Here is a 17,489-nt window from a genome sequence, read left to right as displayed (position 1 = left end):
TTCTCTCGGGTATGAGCCTGGACGACCTCCAGACGGACGTCGAACTCGCGTACGAGGACCTCGACGACTACGCGTTCCTCGACCGGGAGAGCCGCCAGGAACTCGCGATGCTGTCGGCCGCCCTGGACGCCGACACGGACGAACTGCTGCGGCGGGCGGTCCACCTCCTGTTCCAGTCGACGACCGACACGGGCCGCCTGGACTTCCACCTCCGGGGGGCCTACGACGTGACCTACGACGAGTACCTGACCGGCGTGACCTACGACGAGATGGCGGGCGCACAGGCACCGCCGGAACCCGACCAGGACCGCCGCTACCAGTTCTAGCGTGGAGCCGCCAGCGACGAGTGGTCTAACGCGGCGGGACGTTCTGCGCGGCGCGGCGAGCGCTACCGCACTCGGGCTCGCGGGCTGTCTCGGCGGAGGCGGCTCGGAGTCCAGCGACGCGAGCGGGGACATCGCGGACGCGCTCGACGCTCCCGACGGGACCGAGGTGGTCGAGGTCGGGCCGGACGACGAGTACGTGTACGCGCCCGACGACCTGACTGTCGCACCCGGGACCGCGGTCCGGTTCGTGTGGCTGTCGAGCGGCCACGACCTCAACGTGAAGCGCCAGCCCGCCACCGCCGACTGGACGGGCGTCCAGAAGCTGGCGTCACGGGGGGCGACACACGAGGTGACCTTCGACGCGACTGGGGTCTACGAGTACGTCTGCACGCCCCACGCGAGCTACGGGATGCGAGGGCGAGTGCGAGTCGACCCCGACGCGTGACCGAATACGTAACAAACAATCATTTCAATTTAGTGTTTCGGGCAGTTCAACGGCGATATCACGATTTTTCGCTCTCTGAACCGACGGGAACGCCCATCGGGTTTTTGCCCTAGTAGACGAAAGGGGAGCGCCATGGGCGCGACTGGTACGGCGGACAGCGGCAGGGGAGAACAAGTCGGCGGGTGGCAGCGGGCCATCGAGGACGTCGTGAAGTACACACCGAGCGGGGACACGATTCCGGACGAGGCGTGGCGACGGCGTCACCGCAACATCATCGTGCTGTTGCTGGCACACGTCCCGTTCCTGCTCGCGCTGGGACTCTACGAGGGCACGGAGTCGGTGGTCACGGGGGCGACCATCCCGGCGACGCCGCTGCCGCTCGTCGCGCTCGAACTCGGCATCCTGCTGGCGTTCGCGGGACTGGCGAGTGTCTCACGGTTCCCCCGGCGCGCTCGCACGGCGCTGGCGTCGACCGGCATCCTGGCGGCGTCGGTCGTGCTCGTGCAGTTCTCCGGCGGCTACATCGAGGCCCACTTCCACTTCTTCGTCGGGATGGCTATCATCGCCATCTACGAGGACTGGCTGCCGTTCGCGCTCGGGCTCACGTACGTCGTGTTCACGCACGGCGTCTTCGGGATGATAAACCCCGAGCGCGTCTACAACCACGCCGCGGCCATCAGTAACCCCTGGGTGTGGGGGTTCATCCACGGCGTGTTCGTGTTGATGCTGGCGAGCGCGCTGATGACGAACTGGTACTCGACGGAGAAGTCCCGCGAGCAGTCCAGACAGCGCCTCCAGGAGGCCCGCGAGAAGGCCGACGAGGTCGAGAACCTCGAGGAGAAGCAGGCCGAAATCGAGGCCGAGAAGGCCGAAGCCGAGCGCGTGAAGGCCGAAGCCGAGGAGGCGAAGGCCGAGGCCGAGGCGCGCCAGCAGGAGGTCGCGGAGCTCAACGACCACCTGGAGGAGACGGCCAGCGCGTACAGCGCCGCGATGCGGCGGGCGGCCAACGGCGACCTCGGGGTTCGCGTCGAGTCCGACCCCGAGAGCGAGGCGATGGCGGAGATCGCCGCGGCGTTCAACGAGATGATGGTCGAAACCGAGGGCGCGATGCGGGAGATTCAGACGTTCGCGGACACGGTCGCGGCGGCCAGCGAGGAAGCCGAAGCGGGTGCCGACGAGGCCGAACGCGCGAGCGGCGAGGTCAGCGAGTCCGTCCAAGAGATTGCGGGCGCTTCCGACGAGCAACGCGACATGCTGGAGACCGTCACCGGCGAGATGACCGACCTGTCGGCGGCCATCGAGGAGGTGGCGGCGTCCGCGGACTCCGTGGCCGAACACTCTCACCAGACCGCCGAAATCGCGAAGGCCGGCGAGTCGACGGCCGAGGACGCCATCGAGAACTCTCGCGAGGTCCAGACCGCGGTCAATCAGACGGTCGACAACGTCGAGGGGCTCGACGAGCAGATGGCGGAGATCGGCAACATCGTGGAGCTCATCGGCGACATCGCGGAGCAGACGAACATGCTCGCGCTGAACGCGAACATCGAGGCCGCCCGCGCAGACAAGGACGGCGACGGCTTCGCGGTCGTGGCGAACGAAGTGAAAGACCTCGCGGAGGAGACCCGGGAGTCCGCTGAGGACATCGAGACGCTCATCGACGACCTCCAGGCCCAGACGTCGACGACCGTTAAGGAGGCGCAGGCGGCCGAACGCTCGATGGTCGCCGGCATCGAAGCTGTCGAGGAGGTCCGGGACGCGTTCTCGGAGGTCTCGGACCACGCCGAGGAGACGGACACCGGCGTCCAGGAGATCAGCGAGACGACCGACGACCAGGCGGCGAGCACGGAGGAGGCTGTGTCGATGGCCGAGGAGGTCGCGGACCTCAGCGAGTCGACCGCCACCGAAGCCCAGAACGCGTCGGCGGCCGCCGAAGAGCAGGCGGCGTCGATGTCCGAGGTCAGCGGGAACGTCGCGTCGCTCAGCGAGCAGGCCGAGCGACTCCAGTCGCTGCTGTCCGACTTCGAGGTCGGCGCGGGCGACGCGCCGGAGGAAGCGACGACGCTGACGGACGGCGGCGAGTTCGTCGCTGCGGAGCGACGGACCGACGGCCGGCCGGAGTAGCCGGCTGAAACGCTCGTTTTTACGCGGGGTTCTCGGCGTCGACCTTCGAGGTGCCGGCGTGGCGGACCTCGGGGTCGTCGAGGGCTTCGAGGAAGATGTCGAGCGCGAGGTCGATTTCGCGCTCGGTGACGTCCAGCGGCGGGAGCAGCCGGACGGTCTTGTAGCCGCAGCCGAGGACGAGCAGCCCGCGTTCGAGACACGCGTGGACGACGGCCTCGCGGCGCTCCTTCGTGTCGAACTCGACGGCGAGCATCAGGCCGCGGCCGCGGACGTCCTCGACGAAGTCCGGGTCGGCGTCGTGGAGGATGTCGTTGACCTGCTGACCGCGCGCCTCGACGTTGTCGAGGACGCCGTCGCTCGTGATGGCGTCGATGGTGGCGACCCCCTGCGCGGCGGCGACGATGTCACCTGCTCCCCACGTCGAGGACAGCCGGCCGGTCTCGCTCGGGAAGAGGTCCTCGTTGGCGATGGTAGCGCCGACTCGCAGGCCCTTCGCGGACGTGATGACGTCCGGCTCGATGGGCGTGTGGTCGATGCCCCAGAGTTCGCCGGTGCGGCCGAGTCCGGCCTGAATCTCGTCGCTAATGACTTTGAGGTCGTACTCGTGCTGGAGGTCGACGATGTCCTCGGTGAACGACTCGTTGGGGACGCGGTAGCCGCCCTCGCCCTGCTGGGGCTCCATGATGAGGTAGGCGACCTCCTCGGGGTCGACGACGCCGCGCTTCGGGTGGAGTTTGTCCGCGATGACGTTCCCGCCGGGGCCGTTGGTCTTCCAGCCACACGTGCATTCGCCGTCACAGGCGCAGTACGGTACGGAGACGACGCCGCCGAGTTCGGGGTAGCCCTTGCGGTGAACCCTCTTCGAGCGGTTCAGGGAGAGCGCGCCGAGGGTGCGGCCGTGGAACGCGCCGTCGAACGTGAACGCACGGTGGCCGCCGTTCGCGTAACAGATTTTGATGGCGTTCTCGACGGCCTCAGCGCCCGTGTTCGAGAGGAAGACGGTGTCGAGGTCGTAGTGCTCGGTGATGTCCGTGAGCCGGTCGAGTAGCTGCGTGGACGTCGGCGTGTCGGGGTCCTCCGGGCTGCCGCCGCCGCTCGCGTAGAAGTCCTGGCCCGCAATCTTCAGCGGGTCGACGAGGTCGAACTTCTCGAGGCGGTCCATGATTTTCGGGTTGTTGTACCCGAACGGTGCCGCGGCGACGTGGCTCGTGAAGTCCATGAGGACGTTGCCGTCGACGTCCGTGCAGAACGGGCCGATGGCGTCCTCGGTGATGTCCCAGACGAACTCGTAGACGTACGTGGAGGGTGCGGCGTGCTCGTGGTGGTGGCTCGCCCACTGCTCGGCCTTCTCCCCCGGCATGCTCCGGACGTTCGGCTCGGCGGTTTCCCGGTCCATGCAGGGAGTTGGCACCGCCCCCAGTAAAAGTCGTTCGTTCCGGTCGGTGCAAGTATTACAACGCGACGGCGACTGCCGTGACTGCGCCCGCAGCCAGCAGTCCAGCACTGTAGCCGGCGACGCGGACGGCGAACGACCGGTTCGGGCTGGTCCCCGACAGCGCCACCTTCACGCCGATGGAGCTAGCGGTGGCCAGTAGCACGGCGATGGTCGCCGCGCCCGCAGATATCGCGCCCGTCCGGTAGAGGACGACTGCGGACGTCGTCGCGCCCGCGCTCGACACCAGCCCGGAGACGACCGCCGTGACGAACAGGCCGGCGGACCCGAACTGGGTCTCCGCGAGCCCGCCCGCGACCACGACGACGAGGAACATCGCGCCGAAGCCGAGCGCGTTCCGCATCGAGAACGGGCTCTCGAGGTCCATCTCGACGTCTTTCGTCCAGTCCGCAGTCAGCCCGGCGACCGCGACGCTCCCGACGACGATGGTCAGCAGGGGGATGGTGCCCTCAAGCAGCACGCCGGCCGACAGCGTGAACACGACGACGATGAGGAGGTTCCGGAGCGCCATCGCGGCGTTCGCCAGCAGCACGCCCGCGACGGCGTAGGCGGTGGCGTCCGAGCGCTCGTCGACGTGGTCGAGCATCGTCCCGACGACCGCCGTCGAGGACGCCAGCCCGCCGAAGAAGCCCGTGACGGCGATGCCGCGGCCGCCGTACGTCTGCACGACGACGTAGTTCACGATGCCGATGCCGGCGACGAACACCACCATCAGCCAGACGACGCGGGGCTCGACTTCGACCGCCCACGTGCCGGACCCGAGCGTGACCGACCCCGCCGGCAACACCGGATAGACGACGAACGCGAGGATGGCGAACTCCGTCGTCGAGCGCAGTTCCTGGCGGGACAGCCCCCACGCGAAGTCGTGGAGTTCTCGCTTGAACACGAGCAGGATGGAGCTCGTCACGGCGACGACGGTCGCAGGCAGCACGGCACCGAGCGCGACGAGCACGCCGACGCCGTACGCGACCACCATGCTGACGGCCGTCGTGAGGTGGAGGCTCTCGTCGTCCTCGCGCATCCCCGAGAACATCAGGACGCCCGCGAGCACGATGACGAACAGCGACCCCATGCCGGAGAGGATGGGCGAGCACGCGCCGGCCGCCTCCGTGCAGCGCTCCGTGTCCACCATTGTGAAGATGGTGCCGAGGACGCTCACGAGCGCGAACGTCCGGATGCCGGCGGCCTTCTGTGACCACTCGCGCTCCAGCCCGAGGAACAGCCCGAGCGCGACGGCGACGGCGATGCGGACGACCTGGCTGTCGAGCGGCGCGGCGGTCAACGTCTCCACTGTCGGGCCCACTCCCGAGACGTACATAGTGATATATATAAACGCTTGGGCGGCCGAGTACGTCCACGACCCGTCGCCACTTCGATAGCCGCCGCCTACCGCGCCGGACGCGGGCGAGTATTTTTGCGTCGGGGTGCCGTCGTCCGAGTGAATGGCACGCTTCGACGACCTCGACCGCGGGCGCGCCACTTGGTGGGTGGCTGCCGCCGTCCTCGCAGCCGTCCTCGCGTTCGTCGTCTACACGTTCGTGGGGACGTTCGTCCTAGGGTTCTTCCTCTACTACGCTACCCGCCCGGTGTACCGCCGACTGAAGGGCCGCCTGGGCCCGTCGTCGGTCGCCGCAATCGTCTCGCTGGTCATCCTCGCGCTGCCGGCCATCCTCCTCGTGGCCTACACGACGGCCGTCGGCCTCCAGGAGCTGAACGCCGTCCTGGACGCGCAGGGCGCTGACCTCGGCCAGCTCGAGGCGCTGCTCGCGCCGTACCTCGACGTCTCCCAGGCGGTCGAGGACCCCCAGTCACTGCTTGATCAGCCGTCCGTGCAGTCCGCGCTCAGCACCATCGCCGAGAACGCCGCCGGCTACCTCGGCCTCCTCACGACGGCGTTCATCCACCTGTTCGCCGTCATCACCATCGCGTTCTACCTGCTGCGGGACGACCACCGGCTCGCGGACTGGTTCCGCCGCCGGTTCGCGGACGACGACGGCGTTCTGGCCGCGTACACGGACGCCGTCGACCGCGACTTCTCGAACATCTTCTTCGGGAACATCGTCTTCGCGTTCATCACGGGCGTCGTCGCCGCCGTCTCCTACAACGCCCTGAACGCCGTCTCGCCGGCCGGCGTCGGTATCCCGTACCCGACGCTGCTGGGGATGCTGACGGGTGCCGCGAGCCTCATCCCCGTCGTCGGCATCAAACTCGTCTGGATACCGCTGGCGGGCTGGCTGGCGTTCTCGTCGTTTCAGGGCGACGCCGGCTTCCTGTTCGTCGTCGTGTTCGTCGCCGTCGCCGCGGTCGTCGTGGACTTCATCCCGGACCTCGTGGTGCGGCCGTACGTCTCCGGACGGGACCTCCACCTCGGGCTCGTGATTCTCGCGTACGTGTTCGGGCCGCTCCTCTGGGGCTGGTACGGCCTGTTCCTCGGCCCCATGGTGCTCGTGCTGGTCGTCCACTTCGCCCGGCTCGTGCTGCCCGAACTCGTCGCCGGCGTGGAGATCGACCCGGTGCCGAACGGGGAGACCCACGGGCCGGCCGCGCCGAGCGACGACCCCACGTACTCGGCCGCAGCGGCGGAGGCAGACACCGTGAACGACCAGCGGACTGACGGCGACGCGTCGGTGGACGACGGCACCGGAGACACGACCGACGGAGCGACGGGCGACGATTCAGCCGGGACGCGCTGACCGCGAGGCGTCAGTTCTCCCGCAGCCGCGTGCCGTCCCGCGGGCAGTGCTCGAACGACGGGTTCCGGGTCCGGAAGCCGCACTCGGGGCACGAGCGAACAGACGGCCGGTCGTCGTCCCCGCCGCGACTCCTGAAGAGGAACGGGACGAACGGGACCGCGAGCAAGAACAGCGCGACGTCGAAGTACCACCAGAGCACGGCGCTGACGGCGAGGCTGACGACGACGCCGGCAGCGGCCGTCGCGAGCCGCGAGGACACCATCCTACGACAGGTCGGCGTACTGGGCCTCCCAGTCGCGGCGCGCCTCCAGTTCGCGGGTGCCGCGGCGGGTGAGCGTGTAGTAGTTCGTGCGCTGGTCGAGTTCGCCCTTGTCGACGAGGCCCTTGTCGACGAGTGTGTCGAGGTTCGGGTAGAGCCGGCCGTGGTGGATTTCGGACTCGTAGTAGTCTTCGAGTTCCTCCTTGATGGCGAGTCCGTGCGGGTCGTCGAGGCCGGCGACGACGTAGAGCAGGTCTCGCTGGAAGCCTGTCAGGTCGTGCATATGTCTCGTACTCGGTATAAATTACGTGCCGGCGAGCATAAGTGTGGTGGCAGGAACGTGGCAGAGCGCCCGCCCACACCGATTCTGCGAACGTGACATGTCCGCCCAGCGTGCTTATGTGTGACTCCCTCGTACTGTGGTGTATGCCAGAAGAAGTGCTGTTCGAGAGCGAACTCCGCCAGGACCGCAGCGACGTGGCCGACTACCTCCGCACCGTCGCCGACAAACTTGACGCCGGCGAGCCGCTGACGCTGTCGGCGGGCGGCGACTCCCTCACCCTCGACCCGCCGGCCTCTGTCACGTTCGAGGTGAAAGCCGAACTGGAGACGGGCAGCGGACCCGACGAACACAGCGTCGAGTTCGAACTGGAGTGGGACGAGGGCGACGCCGACGGCAGCGACGCCACCGGCCTCGACATCTCGTAGCCCGACGGCTCGCAGACCCACCGCTGTCTGCTCACTGACGAACCACCGGTATCGACGCACAGCGGCCGCTGTCGAACGTAGTGCAACGGAAAAGGATGCGAGGCCGGAAACTCCGGCCCCGCAGCCGCCCTGAATTGGTCCCCGCTGACGCTTCGGCCCTCCAAGCGAAGCGTCACCTGAGTCAAGACGGGGCAACGTAATAAATCTATCTCCCAGCGAAAGAGCTGCCGCTACATGTGCTCTTCTTCGAGCACCCAGCCCAGCGCCCGCCGGTAGTACGTGAACATCTGCCTGACGCCCTCGTGGTTCATGTCTTCGGAGTCCAGTTCCTCGACCAGAAACTCGTACTGCTCCCGTATCTCCTCCTCGTCGCGCATGCCTCACGCTACCCGCTCCAGCGGTAAGAAACGCCGCCCTCCGGCTACTTCCGGTCGAGCCGCGAGATGCCGTGCCAGATGGCGTTCACGACCCGATCCTCGCCGTCGCCGTCCGCGTCGCTCCAGCCGCGAGCGAGCGCGTCCTCGAGCGCGTCGAGGTCGTGGTTCTCGAAGTTGTTCATCCCCCGGAACTCCTCTAACGCCTCGCGCTCGGCCTCGCCGAACTCGTCGGACGGCTCGTCCTCGTAGAACCCCAGCTCCGACAGCGTCGCGAGCACGGACTCGGCGGTTTCTCCCGAGAGCTCGCGGTACTCCTCGGGGTCCTCGCGTTCGAGCAGCGTGATGTCGTAGATGCGGAACACCCGTTCGAGCTCGTCGATTGGGTGTTCGTGGTCGTCGACGCGCACGTCGACCCAGCGGTCGTTCCCACCGTCGTAGCCGCCCTCGGGCTTCGCGACGTACAGAGCCGCGCCCTGCTCGCCGCGCTGGTCGCCGCCCGCCTCGTTGCCGGCCTGGAGCGCCGCCAGCAGCTTCTCGGGCAGCCCGCCGTCGGTCGCCTCGAAGGCGTCGCCCATCGCGTCCACGGTCTCCCGGTTCTCCAGGATGTTGCCCTGCACGGTGTAGTGGTCGCCCTGCCGGTCGCTCGCGTGGTCGAAGCACTCCTCTCCCGTGAACGCCGCCACGGAGCCGTCCTGCCCGACAATCCCGACCTGTCGCTGCGGGGCCTCGTCGTCCGCGCTCGTCAGTTCCTCGACGACCTCTTCGGCCGAGTGTCCCTCCCGGAGCAGGTCGAGCCCTTCGGGTCCGTAGGCGACGTTCGCGAAGCTCTGCGTGGCGATAGCGCCGGCGTCCGCGCTCGCGAACGGGACGACGGACCCGACGGCCACGAACTTCGACTGGACGGCGACGCCGACCGCGTCGGTCTCGGGGTCTCGCGCGACGATGGAGAACGTCATGCGGAGACGGTCGCCCGCGCCGGGCAAAAGACTACGGCTCGGCCACCCCCGTTGCCGTCTTCTCCCCGTCCTGCCGGGTGCTTCGACCCGCGTCGTCGCCGGCCGTCTTCTCGGCGGTCAGCGGCTGCCGGCTCGCCAGCGCCACCGGGAACGCGGGGTGTTCGACGAGGTGCCACAGCACCATGTGACGGCGGCCGGCTGTCAGCCCCGTTGCAGAGAGGTCTTCGGCGGTGAACGTCTCGGGGAGCCGCCGGCAGCGCCGCCGGAGCGCGTCGAAGCTCTCGAAGACCTTGCGGTTCCCGGCGGAGTCCGCGCCCCGGCGCTCGACGACGTAGCTGCCGTCGGGCCGGCGCACGCCCGCCGTGTTCACGAACGACTCGCGGGCCGTCAGCGCGTCGGTCAGCGAGTCGCGTAGCTGTTCGGCGTCGTCCGTCGAGAGGACTAGTTCGTCGGCGTCGTCGTCACAGTCGAGCGCGACGACGACGCGGTCGCCGCGGCGCTCCGCCCGCAGGTCAGGCGAGCCGGAGAATTTCTCGACCAGCCGCATCGCTGCGGCTTCGGGTATCCTCGGCGGCCGGAGTCTGTGTGTAACTCGGCATCGTGCCAGTGAATTGCCGCGATGTCAGCATAAGTCCGGTGGTGGAACAGACTAGGTCTGTCAGACCGCACCCGTGAGGCGTGGCGCTCCGGCGCTGGGCGTCGGGGCTGTCGGAGTCAGGTGTCGGCGACGCCCCGGACCCAGTCGGCGACGTCCAGCACGGCGTGCTCGGCGACGTTGTCCGCGAACTGGAGGTGCGTCATCGTCGACGGCTCGTGGCCCGTCTGGAAGTAGTGCCCGAGGCCGTCGTAGAACTCGACGCGTCCCGCCTCGCCGAGGTCGAGGTCGCGCCAGTCGTCCAGCATCTCACGGTGCATCTCGACGAGCTCGGGCTGCACCTCGGGGTCGGCGCGCCCGGTCTTCAGCGCGAACACCGGCGCGTCGATGGATTCGGCGAGTCCGCCCGGGTTGTAGCCCAGCACGCTGTCCCACCAGCGACCCGGCTTGTCCCGGAGCACCTCGTCGGGCTCGTAGTCTCGGTCGACCAGCCGCCGGGCAGTCTCCTGCTGCTGGGCCAGCAGGGCTTCCTGGTCCTCGTCGAGGTCGCCGTCCGGTTCGAGGAAGTACCGGAGGTGCCGGGCGTCGTCGGGGTCGGGCTCCGTTTCGCTCGGGCCATCGAGGGACACGACGCCCGCGACGTTGCCGTGTCTGTCGGCGATTCGGGGCGCGGCCAGCCCGCCCTGACTGTGGCCCGCGACGAACAGCGCGCCCTCGTCGACCGCGTCGGTGTCCGCGAGTTCGTCGAGGGCGGCGACCGCGTCGTCGACAACGACGGTGTCGAGCGTGTAGTCTTCTGGGTCGACGTCGTGGTCGTGCAGGCGCTTCTCGTATCGGAGGACGGCGACGCCCTCGGTCGCCAGCCCCCACGCGAAGTCCTGCAGAATCTTGGATTCTCCTGCGGTCCCGTCGCTGTCGTGGATTCCGGACCCGTGGACGAGCACCACGCCGGGGAACGAACCCTCGCCGTCGGGGACCGCGAGCGTGCCGTCGAGGGCCACGTCGCCGGCGTCTACGGTCACGTCGCGCTCGGTGAACGCGTCGGCCTCGGCGTAGGCCGGTGGTTCGTACTCGCTGGGGAGCGCGAAGGCGGAGACCTCGCCGTCGGCGACGCGCAGGTCGAGGCGCTGGCTGCCGTCGGCGAACACCAGTTCGACGGACACCTCGTCGCCGTCGACGGTCACGTCGCCGACGCCCTCGGCCCCGCCGTACTGGCCGTAGAGCCCGTACCAGAACTCTTCGAGGGCGTCTTCCGCGTCCAGTTCGCCGAACTGGACCCCCTCCGGGAACGCGTCGAGGACCGCCTCGCGTCCGGTCTCGGAGAGCAGTGCGGCGGCCTCGGTGGCGGCGGCCGCGTCTTCGGCCGCGAATCGGTCGGCGAACTCGGTGGCCGCCGCGCCGGGGTCGCTGTCAGACATGCACAGGGCTTCCCGACGCCGCGGGAAAGAGGTTGGTGGTCTGTCAGCCGACGAGCCACGGGAGTTATGCCGTCACCGGGCCAACTCCGGGGCATGGACGTGCGCGGCGAGCGCGAGTGCAAGTCGTGTGGGACGCGCTGGTCGTACTTCGAGACCGGGAGCGTCGAGTGCCCGAGTTGCGGGAGCCTCCGGAGCGTCGGCGTCGGCGAGCGCAAACTCCACACCGACGCGGGCGGCGACCTCGACCTGACCGCGGCCCGGCAGGCCGGCGCGGACGACGTGCTGGACGCCCTGGAACCGGCGAAGGAGGCCTGCCGCGAGTACTGCCAGTCCCGGGGGTTCGTCGCGGGCGGTGACCTGCTGGACTTAGACGACACCTACCTCGCCGCCCAGGAACTCCGGCGCGCGGCGGTCCTGCTCGCCGGGAAGCTCCGGGTCGGCGAGGACGAACAGCGGTACGTACTCGCCCTCCTGAACGGTGCAGACGACGGCGAGCGCCCGGCTTCGGAGGACGTGCCAGCGTCGATGTGGGCGGCCCGCGGGCTCGCGTACGCGGCGGCCGTCGACGCCTACCGGGCGGCGCTCCGCGAGCACGCCGACGGGAGCGTCCCCGACCCCGAAGGCGGGCTGCTGGCGCAGGTACGCGACCACAGCAAGCGCGTGGAGGCCCTCGACGGCGATGTCGACCCGGCGGACAGCGAGCGTCTCGTCGCCGCCGTGCGTGCGGTCGCGGACGCCTACCGCGGCGACGACGCCGGCGTCGAGCGAGCGCGCACGAGACTGGACGCGCTCGCCTGAGGCCGGAGCGTCCGGCGGCTACTCCTGCGGTGCGGCCCATCCGAGGAACCACTCGAAGCCGGCGAACGCGACGAGGAAGAACGCCGCGAAGACGACCCACCGGAACAGCGAGAACGACCCGGTGAACGCGAGGACGTTGAAGACGTACGCGAGCGACGCTGCGACGAATCCAGCGACGTAGAGATCGCGACGAGTGTGCATGCGGTGACAGACGGCTGACGCGCCGATAGTCGTGTCGGCGAACCCCAGATTTTGTCCCGGGACCACCGAGAAGCCGGCGGCGGTCAGGGCAGCGTGACGTCGACGCCGGTCTGTTCGCCGGCGGCCTTCAGAGTGTTGTACAGCAGCATCGCGCGAGTCATCGGGCCGACGCCGCCGGGGACGGGCGTGATGGCGCTCGCTCGCGCTTTCGCGCTCTCGAAGTCGACGTCGCCGACGAGCTCGTAGCCCTTCTCGGTGTCCGCGTCGACGCGGTTGATGCCGACGTCGATGACGACCGCGCCCTCGGAGAGCATGTCGCCGTCGACCAGTTCGGGGACGCCGCAGGCCGCGACGACGACGTCCGCGCGGCGGGTGTGGGCGGCGAGGTCGTCGGTGCGGCTGTGACAGACCGTGACCGTGGCGTTGCCGCCGTCGGCCTTCTGCACGAGGAGGTTCGCGAGGGGTTTCCCGACGATGTTCGACCGCCCGACGACCACGACCTCCGCGCCCTCGGTGTCGACGCCCTGGTGGGCGAGCAGCTTCTGGATGCCGTGGGGCGTGCAGGGCTTGAATCGGGCGTTCCCAGCGACCAGCTTCCCGACGTTCTCGGGGTGGAAGCCGTCGACGTCCTTCGCGGGGTCGACAGCCGACAGCACGCGCTCGTCGGGGACGTGGTCGGGCGTCGGGTCCTGCACGAGGATGCCGTGGACGTCGTCGCGGGCGTTCAGGTCGGCGACGGCGTCGAACAGCTCCTCGGCGGGCGCGTCCGCGTCGATGCGGACGTCCTCGGCGGCGATGCCGAGCTCCTCGCAGTCCCGCTGTTTCATGGAGACGTACGTCTCGCTGGCCTGCTTGTCGTTCATCAGCACCGTCGCGAGCCGCGGGGTGACGCCGGCGTCCTCGAGGGTGGCGACGGCCCCCGAGAGGTCTTCGCGCACCTCGGCGGCGACGGCCTCTCCGTCGATGAGTTCAGTCATGTCTCCACCTCCTCGCGCCGCCGACTTGTACTTGGCGCTATGTGCATAGTTCTGATTCAGGGGAATAGATTATGGACACAAACGTGTTCACTTACGTCGTCTCCGTCGCTAGGAACCGGTCGACCCTTTCAGGGTCCGGCGACCGACGGAGTCCCGGCACACACCGTCATTCGTACAGGGGGAACCGGTCGGTGAGGTCGTCGACCTCGGCCGCCACGTCGGCGTACACCTCCTCGTCGCCGAGGTTGTCGACGACGCGCGCGATGCAGTCGGCGACCGTCTCCATCGCCTCGGCGTCGAAGCCTCGCGTGGTGAGCGCGGGTGCGCCGATTCGGATGCCCGACGGGTCGAACGCCGACCGGGTCTCGTCCGGGACAGTGTTGGCGTTCAGGACGATGCCGACGTCCTCCAGTTCCTCCTCGACGTCGCCGCCGGAGACGTCCGGGTGTGACTCCCGGAGGTCGACGAGCACGAGGTGGGTGTCGGTGCCGCCGGAGACCAGCGAGAAGCCGTGTTCTTGGAGTCGCTCGCCGAGCACCTCGGCGTTCTCGACGACCTGCTCGGCGTACTCCTCGAAGTCGGGCTGGAGCGCCTCGTGGAAGCCGACCGCCTTCCCCGCAATGTTGTGCATCAGGGGGCCGCCCTGTGCGCCCGGGAAGACCGCGGAGTCGATGTCGTCGGCGTACTCGTCGTCGCACATGATGATGCCGCCGCGACCCGCGCGGATGGTCTTGTGCGTGGAGCCGGTGACGAAGTCGGCGACGCCGACCGGCGAAGCGTGCTCGCCCGCCGCGACGAGCCCCGTGATGTGCGCGATGTCGGCGGTGTGGAGCGCGCCGACGGCGTCCGCCGCCGCCTGGATGCGCTCCCACTCGACCTCCCGGGGGTACGCCGAGAACCCGGAGACGACCATGTCCGGCTCGAACTCCTCGGCGAGTTCGCGGAGGCCCTCGTAGTCGAGGCGACCCGTCTCCGGGTCGACCTCGTACTGCTCGACCTCGTAGAGCTGGCCCGCGAAGTTCGCGGGGTGGCCGTGGCTCAGGTGGCCACCGTGGGTCAGGTCCAGCGAGAGAATCTTGTCGCCGGGATTCAGGGTGGCGAAGTAGACGCCCATGTTCGCCGACGACCCGCTGTGGGGCTGGACGTTCACGTGGTCGGCTCCGAACAGCTCTTTCGCGCGCTCGATTGCGAGTTCCTCGACGTCGTCGGCGTACTCGCAGCCGCCGTAGTACCGGGAGCCCGGGTAGCCCTCGGCGTACTTGTTCGTGAGTTCGCTGGACTGGGCCGCCATGACGGCCTCGCTGACGTGGTTCTCGCTCGCAATCATCGCGAGCGTGTCCTCCTGTCGCTCGCGTTCGCCCGCGAGTGCGTCTGCTACCGCCGGGTCGACCTCCCGGACCTCCTCGTAGCTCATGGTTCAACGGGCCGCCGCGCGCGGCATAAGTCTACCGCGACCTAATTCCCGGCAACCGCACGACAGAAATATATGCCCCCTCGGTGTATGCCGACGGTACGTGACCGAGCGGGAGCGACCGGCCGGGGGGCCTACCAGCGACGACGCGACCAGCCTCGGGACCGTCACGGTCCCGCGCACGCCGGCCGGCGTCGCAGCGGCCGTCACCCACGCCGCGGCCGCCCACGACACGACGGGAGTCGGTCGGAGCCTCCGAGCCAACCGGAGTCGGCCGCCGGCCGTCGAGTTCGGGGACCGTCTCGCCGTCCCCACCGCGGTCGCTGCCGAGACGCCCGAGACGGGCATCGAACTCCGGCTGCCGGCGTCGCTGCGGTCGGTGTTCGTCGGCGCACCGCTCGCGTTCTACCTCGGTGCCGACGTGTCGGTCGTCGACGACGCGACACCCCGACTGCTGGCGTCCGCGACGGGCGTCGACCGCGAACTCGGCGACCTGACTTCGGACGTCCCCGACCTCCTGGCCCGGGCGTTCTGGCTCGACTGCCTCATCCGGGAGGCGTCGACGGGTGCGGAACTCGCGGAGGGCGACGCGCTCGACGCTCTCGGGCTGGACCCCGACCGGCTCGTGGCGCAGTCGCCGGCGGACCGGCTCGCGGCGTACCTCGATGCGCCCTTCGAGCGCGTCGCCGACCGGTTGCCCGAGTGGCACCTCGCGATGCACGTCGCGCCGACCTACGACCACGCGACCGCGCTGCCGTATCTCCTCGACCGGCTCGCGTTCGTGTTCCCGCCGGAGACCGCGAGCCTCGACCGCCAGGAGCTCGTCTCGCGGTCGCTGGACGACTTCTACCGCGGGGCCCCCGGCCCCGTGGCGAGCGTGGAGATGCTCGACCCCGTCGACCGTCCCGGCCGCACTCAGGGCTGGCTCGCCGACGGCACGCCCGTCGACGCCTTCAAGACCCAGCCGGTGGCGTACCGGAACCACGACCGCTACCGCGCCGCCGACCGCGACGGCATGTCGGTCGCGGTGGTCCTCAACGACCGCGGAATGGCGGGCGAACACGACGCCGTCGCGGACATCTACGAGACGCGGGCGAGCGACCTGCCGATGGACGTCAGCTTCCACGAGCGGCTCACTCGGCGGGAGCTCGCAGACCTGCTCGCCGACCACCACGAGTTCGTCCACTACATCGGGCACTGCGAGGTCGAGGGGCTGCGCTGCGCGGACGGCCACCTCGCCGCCAGCGACCTCGGCGAGACGAACGTGGAGACGTTCTTCCTGAACGCGTGTGGCTCCTACCACGAGGGCACGGCGCTCGTCGAGGCCGGGAGCGTCGCGGGTGCCGTCACCCTCCGGAAGGTGCTCGACGAGCAGGCGGCGAAGGTCGGCACGGCGTTCGCGCGCCTCCTGCTCGCCGGCTTCCCCATCGTCGCCGCGCTCCGGCTCGCTCGCCGCCGCATCCGAATGGGGAAAGACTACGCTGTCGTCGGCGACGGTACGCAGACGCTGGCGGCGACGGACGACCGCGACGCCCGCGTCGCCCACGTCGAGCGCCTCGACGACGACCGCTACCGGGTGGCCTGGGAGCACCAGTCGCTCACTCGCCACGGCGACGGCTTCACCACGCCGACGCCCGGCGACGGCCGCCGTCGGCTCTGCGGGAACCCCAGCACGACCACCACGGACGGCACCAGTCTCGCCAGCGCGCTCGCGGACGCCGACGCGCCCGTGGTCCTCGACGGCCGGTTCCACTGGGCCGACGAGGCCGCCGCTGTCGTCGACCCCTCCCGTCACCCGTAACGCCCGCTCGTCGGCCGCATGGAGTCGAGAACCGGCGTTTTACACTTACTCGTCCCGGTAAAATTAAATAGCCACACACCATACCGGTGGACAGAGATGACATCGAATCTACTCGGCACGTCCGTCGCTGACGTCCTCGACGAGGTGTTCGGCGACGACCCCGCCGAGCTCTTCGTCGTCGACCCGAGCGCGCGAGCAGTCGAAGCGCTCGTCGACGCGGCCAACGACTACGACGGCGACCTCCCCTCGATCCGCGTCCTCGGCGACGAGCGAACGCTGAAGGACGTGACGGGGGACTTCATCGTCGCGAGCAACGCCGCGAACCTCGTCGAGTCCGGCGACCTGGAGCTCCGGACGTTCGACGGTGACGGCCGCTCCTCGATGCTCGTCACCCAGAACCGAACGGTCGCGCTCGTCGAGACCGGCGGCCTCGTCGCCGGCCTCGCCACCGACGACGACGAGTTCGCGGGCACCGCGTACGACGCCGCGACCGCCGACTGGGCGGACGCCGAGGCGTTCACGCTTCGGACGCCCGCCATCGACCGCGTCCGGTCGTCGCTCGACGACGACATCGGCACCGAGGTCGGCGACGACTTCGACGACGTGCTGGCCTCGCTGGAGACCGCTCGCGGCGACGGCGACGGTCTCGACGAGGTCACCATCAGCCTGCTCGTCGCGGCGAAGAACCGCGAGCTGCTGTACGACATCAGCAAGTGGGGCGAGGACGTCGGTATCGCGTCGAAGGCGACGTTCTCCCGGACGAAGACCAAGCTCGAGGACCTCGGTCTCATCGACACCGAGAAAGTCCCCATCGACGTCGGCCGTCCGCGCCTCCGCCTGAAGCTCGCTGACGACCGGCTGGAGGACGCGCCGGCCGGCGACTTCGCGAACGTCGCGGAGTCGATGCTGGCGTAGAGCGACCGAACCCCGTACTGTTTTGCGTCCGTCCC

At 69.3% G+C, this 17,489-nt stretch carries 19 protein-coding genes; 8 read left to right on the top strand and 11 right to left on the bottom strand.

Annotation, left to right across the window (positions count from 1 at the left end; translation table 11 throughout):
• The first annotated feature begins 11 nt into the window (after positions 1-11).
• The 3 genes from BMW35_RS14120 to BMW35_RS14110 all read left to right on the top strand — a co-directional run bounded on the left by BMW35_RS14120 (position 12) and on the right by BMW35_RS14110 (position 2,892).
• Positions 12-326 carry a ribbon-helix-helix protein gene (locus tag BMW35_RS14120; protein ID WP_089670176.1) on the top strand — a complete coding sequence of 105 codons (315 nt, stop codon included), beginning with the start codon at positions 12-14 and terminating at the stop codon, positions 324-326.
• 1 nt (position 327) lies between these two features.
• Entirely contained in the window at positions 328-771 is a 444-nt protein-coding gene (locus BMW35_RS14115; protein WP_089670175.1) for a plastocyanin/azurin family copper-binding protein, read from the top strand.
• A gap of 132 nt (positions 772-903) precedes the next feature.
• Complete coding sequence (locus BMW35_RS14110) at positions 904-2,892, top strand: methyl-accepting chemotaxis protein (RefSeq protein WP_089670174.1); 1,989 nt, start codon at positions 904-906, stop codon at positions 2,890-2,892.
• Positions 2,893-2,911: 19 nt separating this feature from the next.
• Here the strand turns inward: BMW35_RS14110 and BMW35_RS14105 are convergent, their stop codons facing one another.
• Both BMW35_RS14105 and BMW35_RS14100 read right to left on the bottom strand, forming a co-directional pair.
• Positions 2,912-4,288, bottom strand: a complete 1,377-nt coding sequence (locus BMW35_RS14105) for a class-III pyridoxal-phosphate-dependent aminotransferase (protein ID WP_089670173.1) — start codon at positions 4,286-4,288, stop codon at positions 2,912-2,914.
• Between the two features lie 55 nt (positions 4,289-4,343).
• Positions 4,344-5,663, bottom strand: a complete 1,320-nt coding sequence (locus tag BMW35_RS14100; RefSeq protein WP_089670172.1) for an MgtC/SapB family protein — start codon at positions 5,661-5,663, stop codon at positions 4,344-4,346.
• Positions 5,664-5,787: 124 nt separating this feature from the next.
• Here BMW35_RS14100 and BMW35_RS14095 point away from each other — a divergent pair, with 124 nt between their 5' ends.
• Positions 5,788-7,038, top strand: coding sequence for an AI-2E family transporter (locus tag BMW35_RS14095; RefSeq protein WP_089670171.1), 1,251 nt, complete (start codon positions 5,788-5,790; stop codon positions 7,036-7,038).
• A gap of 10 nt (positions 7,039-7,048) precedes the next feature.
• On the opposite strand, the gene BMW35_RS14090 is transcribed toward BMW35_RS14095, so the two are convergent.
• Together BMW35_RS14090 and BMW35_RS14085 are read right to left on the bottom strand one after the other, a co-directional pair.
• A complete protein-coding gene (locus BMW35_RS14090) occupies positions 7,049-7,300 on the bottom strand; it encodes a hypothetical protein (protein WP_089670170.1) in 252 nt (83 codons plus the stop codon).
• 1 nt (position 7,301) lies between these two features.
• Positions 7,302-7,580: a PadR family transcriptional regulator gene (locus BMW35_RS14085; protein ID WP_089670169.1), complete on the bottom strand. Its 279-nt coding sequence runs from the start codon at positions 7,578-7,580 to the stop codon at positions 7,302-7,304.
• Positions 7,581-7,723: 143 nt separating this feature from the next.
• Here BMW35_RS14085 and BMW35_RS14080 point away from each other — a divergent pair, with 143 nt between their 5' ends.
• Complete coding sequence (locus BMW35_RS14080) at positions 7,724-8,005, top strand: amphi-Trp domain-containing protein (RefSeq protein WP_089670168.1); 282 nt, start codon at positions 7,724-7,726, stop codon at positions 8,003-8,005.
• A 230-nt stretch (positions 8,006-8,235) separates the two neighbouring features.
• Here BMW35_RS14080 and BMW35_RS15740 read toward each other — a convergent pair whose 3' ends face one another.
• From BMW35_RS15740 to BMW35_RS14065, 4 genes are all read right to left on the bottom strand, one after another.
• On the bottom strand, positions 8,236-8,382 hold the full coding sequence (locus tag BMW35_RS15740; protein WP_177170853.1) for a hypothetical protein: 147 nt from the start codon (positions 8,380-8,382) through the stop codon (positions 8,236-8,238).
• Positions 8,383-8,426: 44 nt separating this feature from the next.
• Entirely contained in the window at positions 8,427-9,338 is a 912-nt protein-coding gene (locus BMW35_RS14075) for a DUF1028 domain-containing protein (protein WP_089670167.1), read from the bottom strand.
• A 31-nt stretch (positions 9,339-9,369) separates the two neighbouring features.
• On the bottom strand, positions 9,370-9,885 hold the full coding sequence (locus BMW35_RS14070; protein ID WP_245708180.1) for a DUF7528 family protein: 516 nt from the start codon (positions 9,883-9,885) through the stop codon (positions 9,370-9,372).
• A gap of 167 nt (positions 9,886-10,052) precedes the next feature.
• Positions 10,053-11,351 carry an alpha/beta hydrolase family protein gene (locus tag BMW35_RS14065; RefSeq protein ID WP_089670166.1) on the bottom strand — a complete coding sequence of 433 codons (1,299 nt, stop codon included), beginning with the start codon at positions 11,349-11,351 and terminating at the stop codon, positions 10,053-10,055.
• A 93-nt stretch (positions 11,352-11,444) separates the two neighbouring features.
• Between BMW35_RS14065 and BMW35_RS14060 the strand changes: the two genes are divergently transcribed.
• Positions 11,445-12,149 carry a DUF7117 family protein gene (locus BMW35_RS14060; RefSeq protein WP_089670165.1) on the top strand — a complete coding sequence of 235 codons (705 nt, stop codon included), beginning with the start codon at positions 11,445-11,447 and terminating at the stop codon, positions 12,147-12,149.
• Positions 12,150-12,167: 18 nt separating this feature from the next.
• Here the strand turns inward: BMW35_RS14060 and BMW35_RS14055 are convergent, their stop codons facing one another.
• From BMW35_RS14055 to glyA, 3 genes are all read right to left on the bottom strand, one after another.
• The gene (locus BMW35_RS14055; protein ID WP_089670164.1) at positions 12,168-12,350 is read right to left on the bottom strand and encodes a hypothetical protein; all 183 of its coding nucleotides are present in this window, start codon (positions 12,348-12,350) and stop codon (positions 12,168-12,170) included.
• A gap of 83 nt (positions 12,351-12,433) precedes the next feature.
• Positions 12,434-13,327, bottom strand: a complete 894-nt coding sequence (locus BMW35_RS14050; RefSeq protein ID WP_089670163.1) for a bifunctional methylenetetrahydrofolate dehydrogenase/methenyltetrahydrofolate cyclohydrolase — start codon at positions 13,325-13,327, stop codon at positions 12,434-12,436.
• Between the two features lie 166 nt (positions 13,328-13,493).
• Entirely contained in the window at positions 13,494-14,741 is a 1,248-nt protein-coding gene (glyA, locus tag BMW35_RS14045) for a serine hydroxymethyltransferase (RefSeq protein ID WP_089670162.1), read from the bottom strand.
• Positions 14,742-14,841: 100 nt separating this feature from the next.
• Here glyA and BMW35_RS14040 point away from each other — a divergent pair, with 100 nt between their 5' ends.
• Entirely contained in the window at positions 14,842-16,539 is a 1,698-nt protein-coding gene (locus BMW35_RS14040) for a CHAT domain-containing protein (RefSeq protein WP_089670161.1), read from the top strand.
• A gap of 96 nt (positions 16,540-16,635) precedes the next feature.
• A complete protein-coding gene (gene tbsP / locus BMW35_RS14035) occupies positions 16,636-17,454 on the top strand; it encodes a transcriptional regulator TbsP (protein WP_089670160.1) in 819 nt (272 codons plus the stop codon).
• Positions 17,455-17,489 lie beyond the last annotated feature (35 nt).

The organism is Halobacterium jilantaiense, assembly GCF_900110535.1.
GTDB lineage: Archaea > Halobacteriota > Halobacteria > Halobacteriales > Halobacteriaceae > Halobacterium > Halobacterium jilantaiense.
This window is presented reverse-complemented; position numbering and strand designations above follow the sequence as displayed.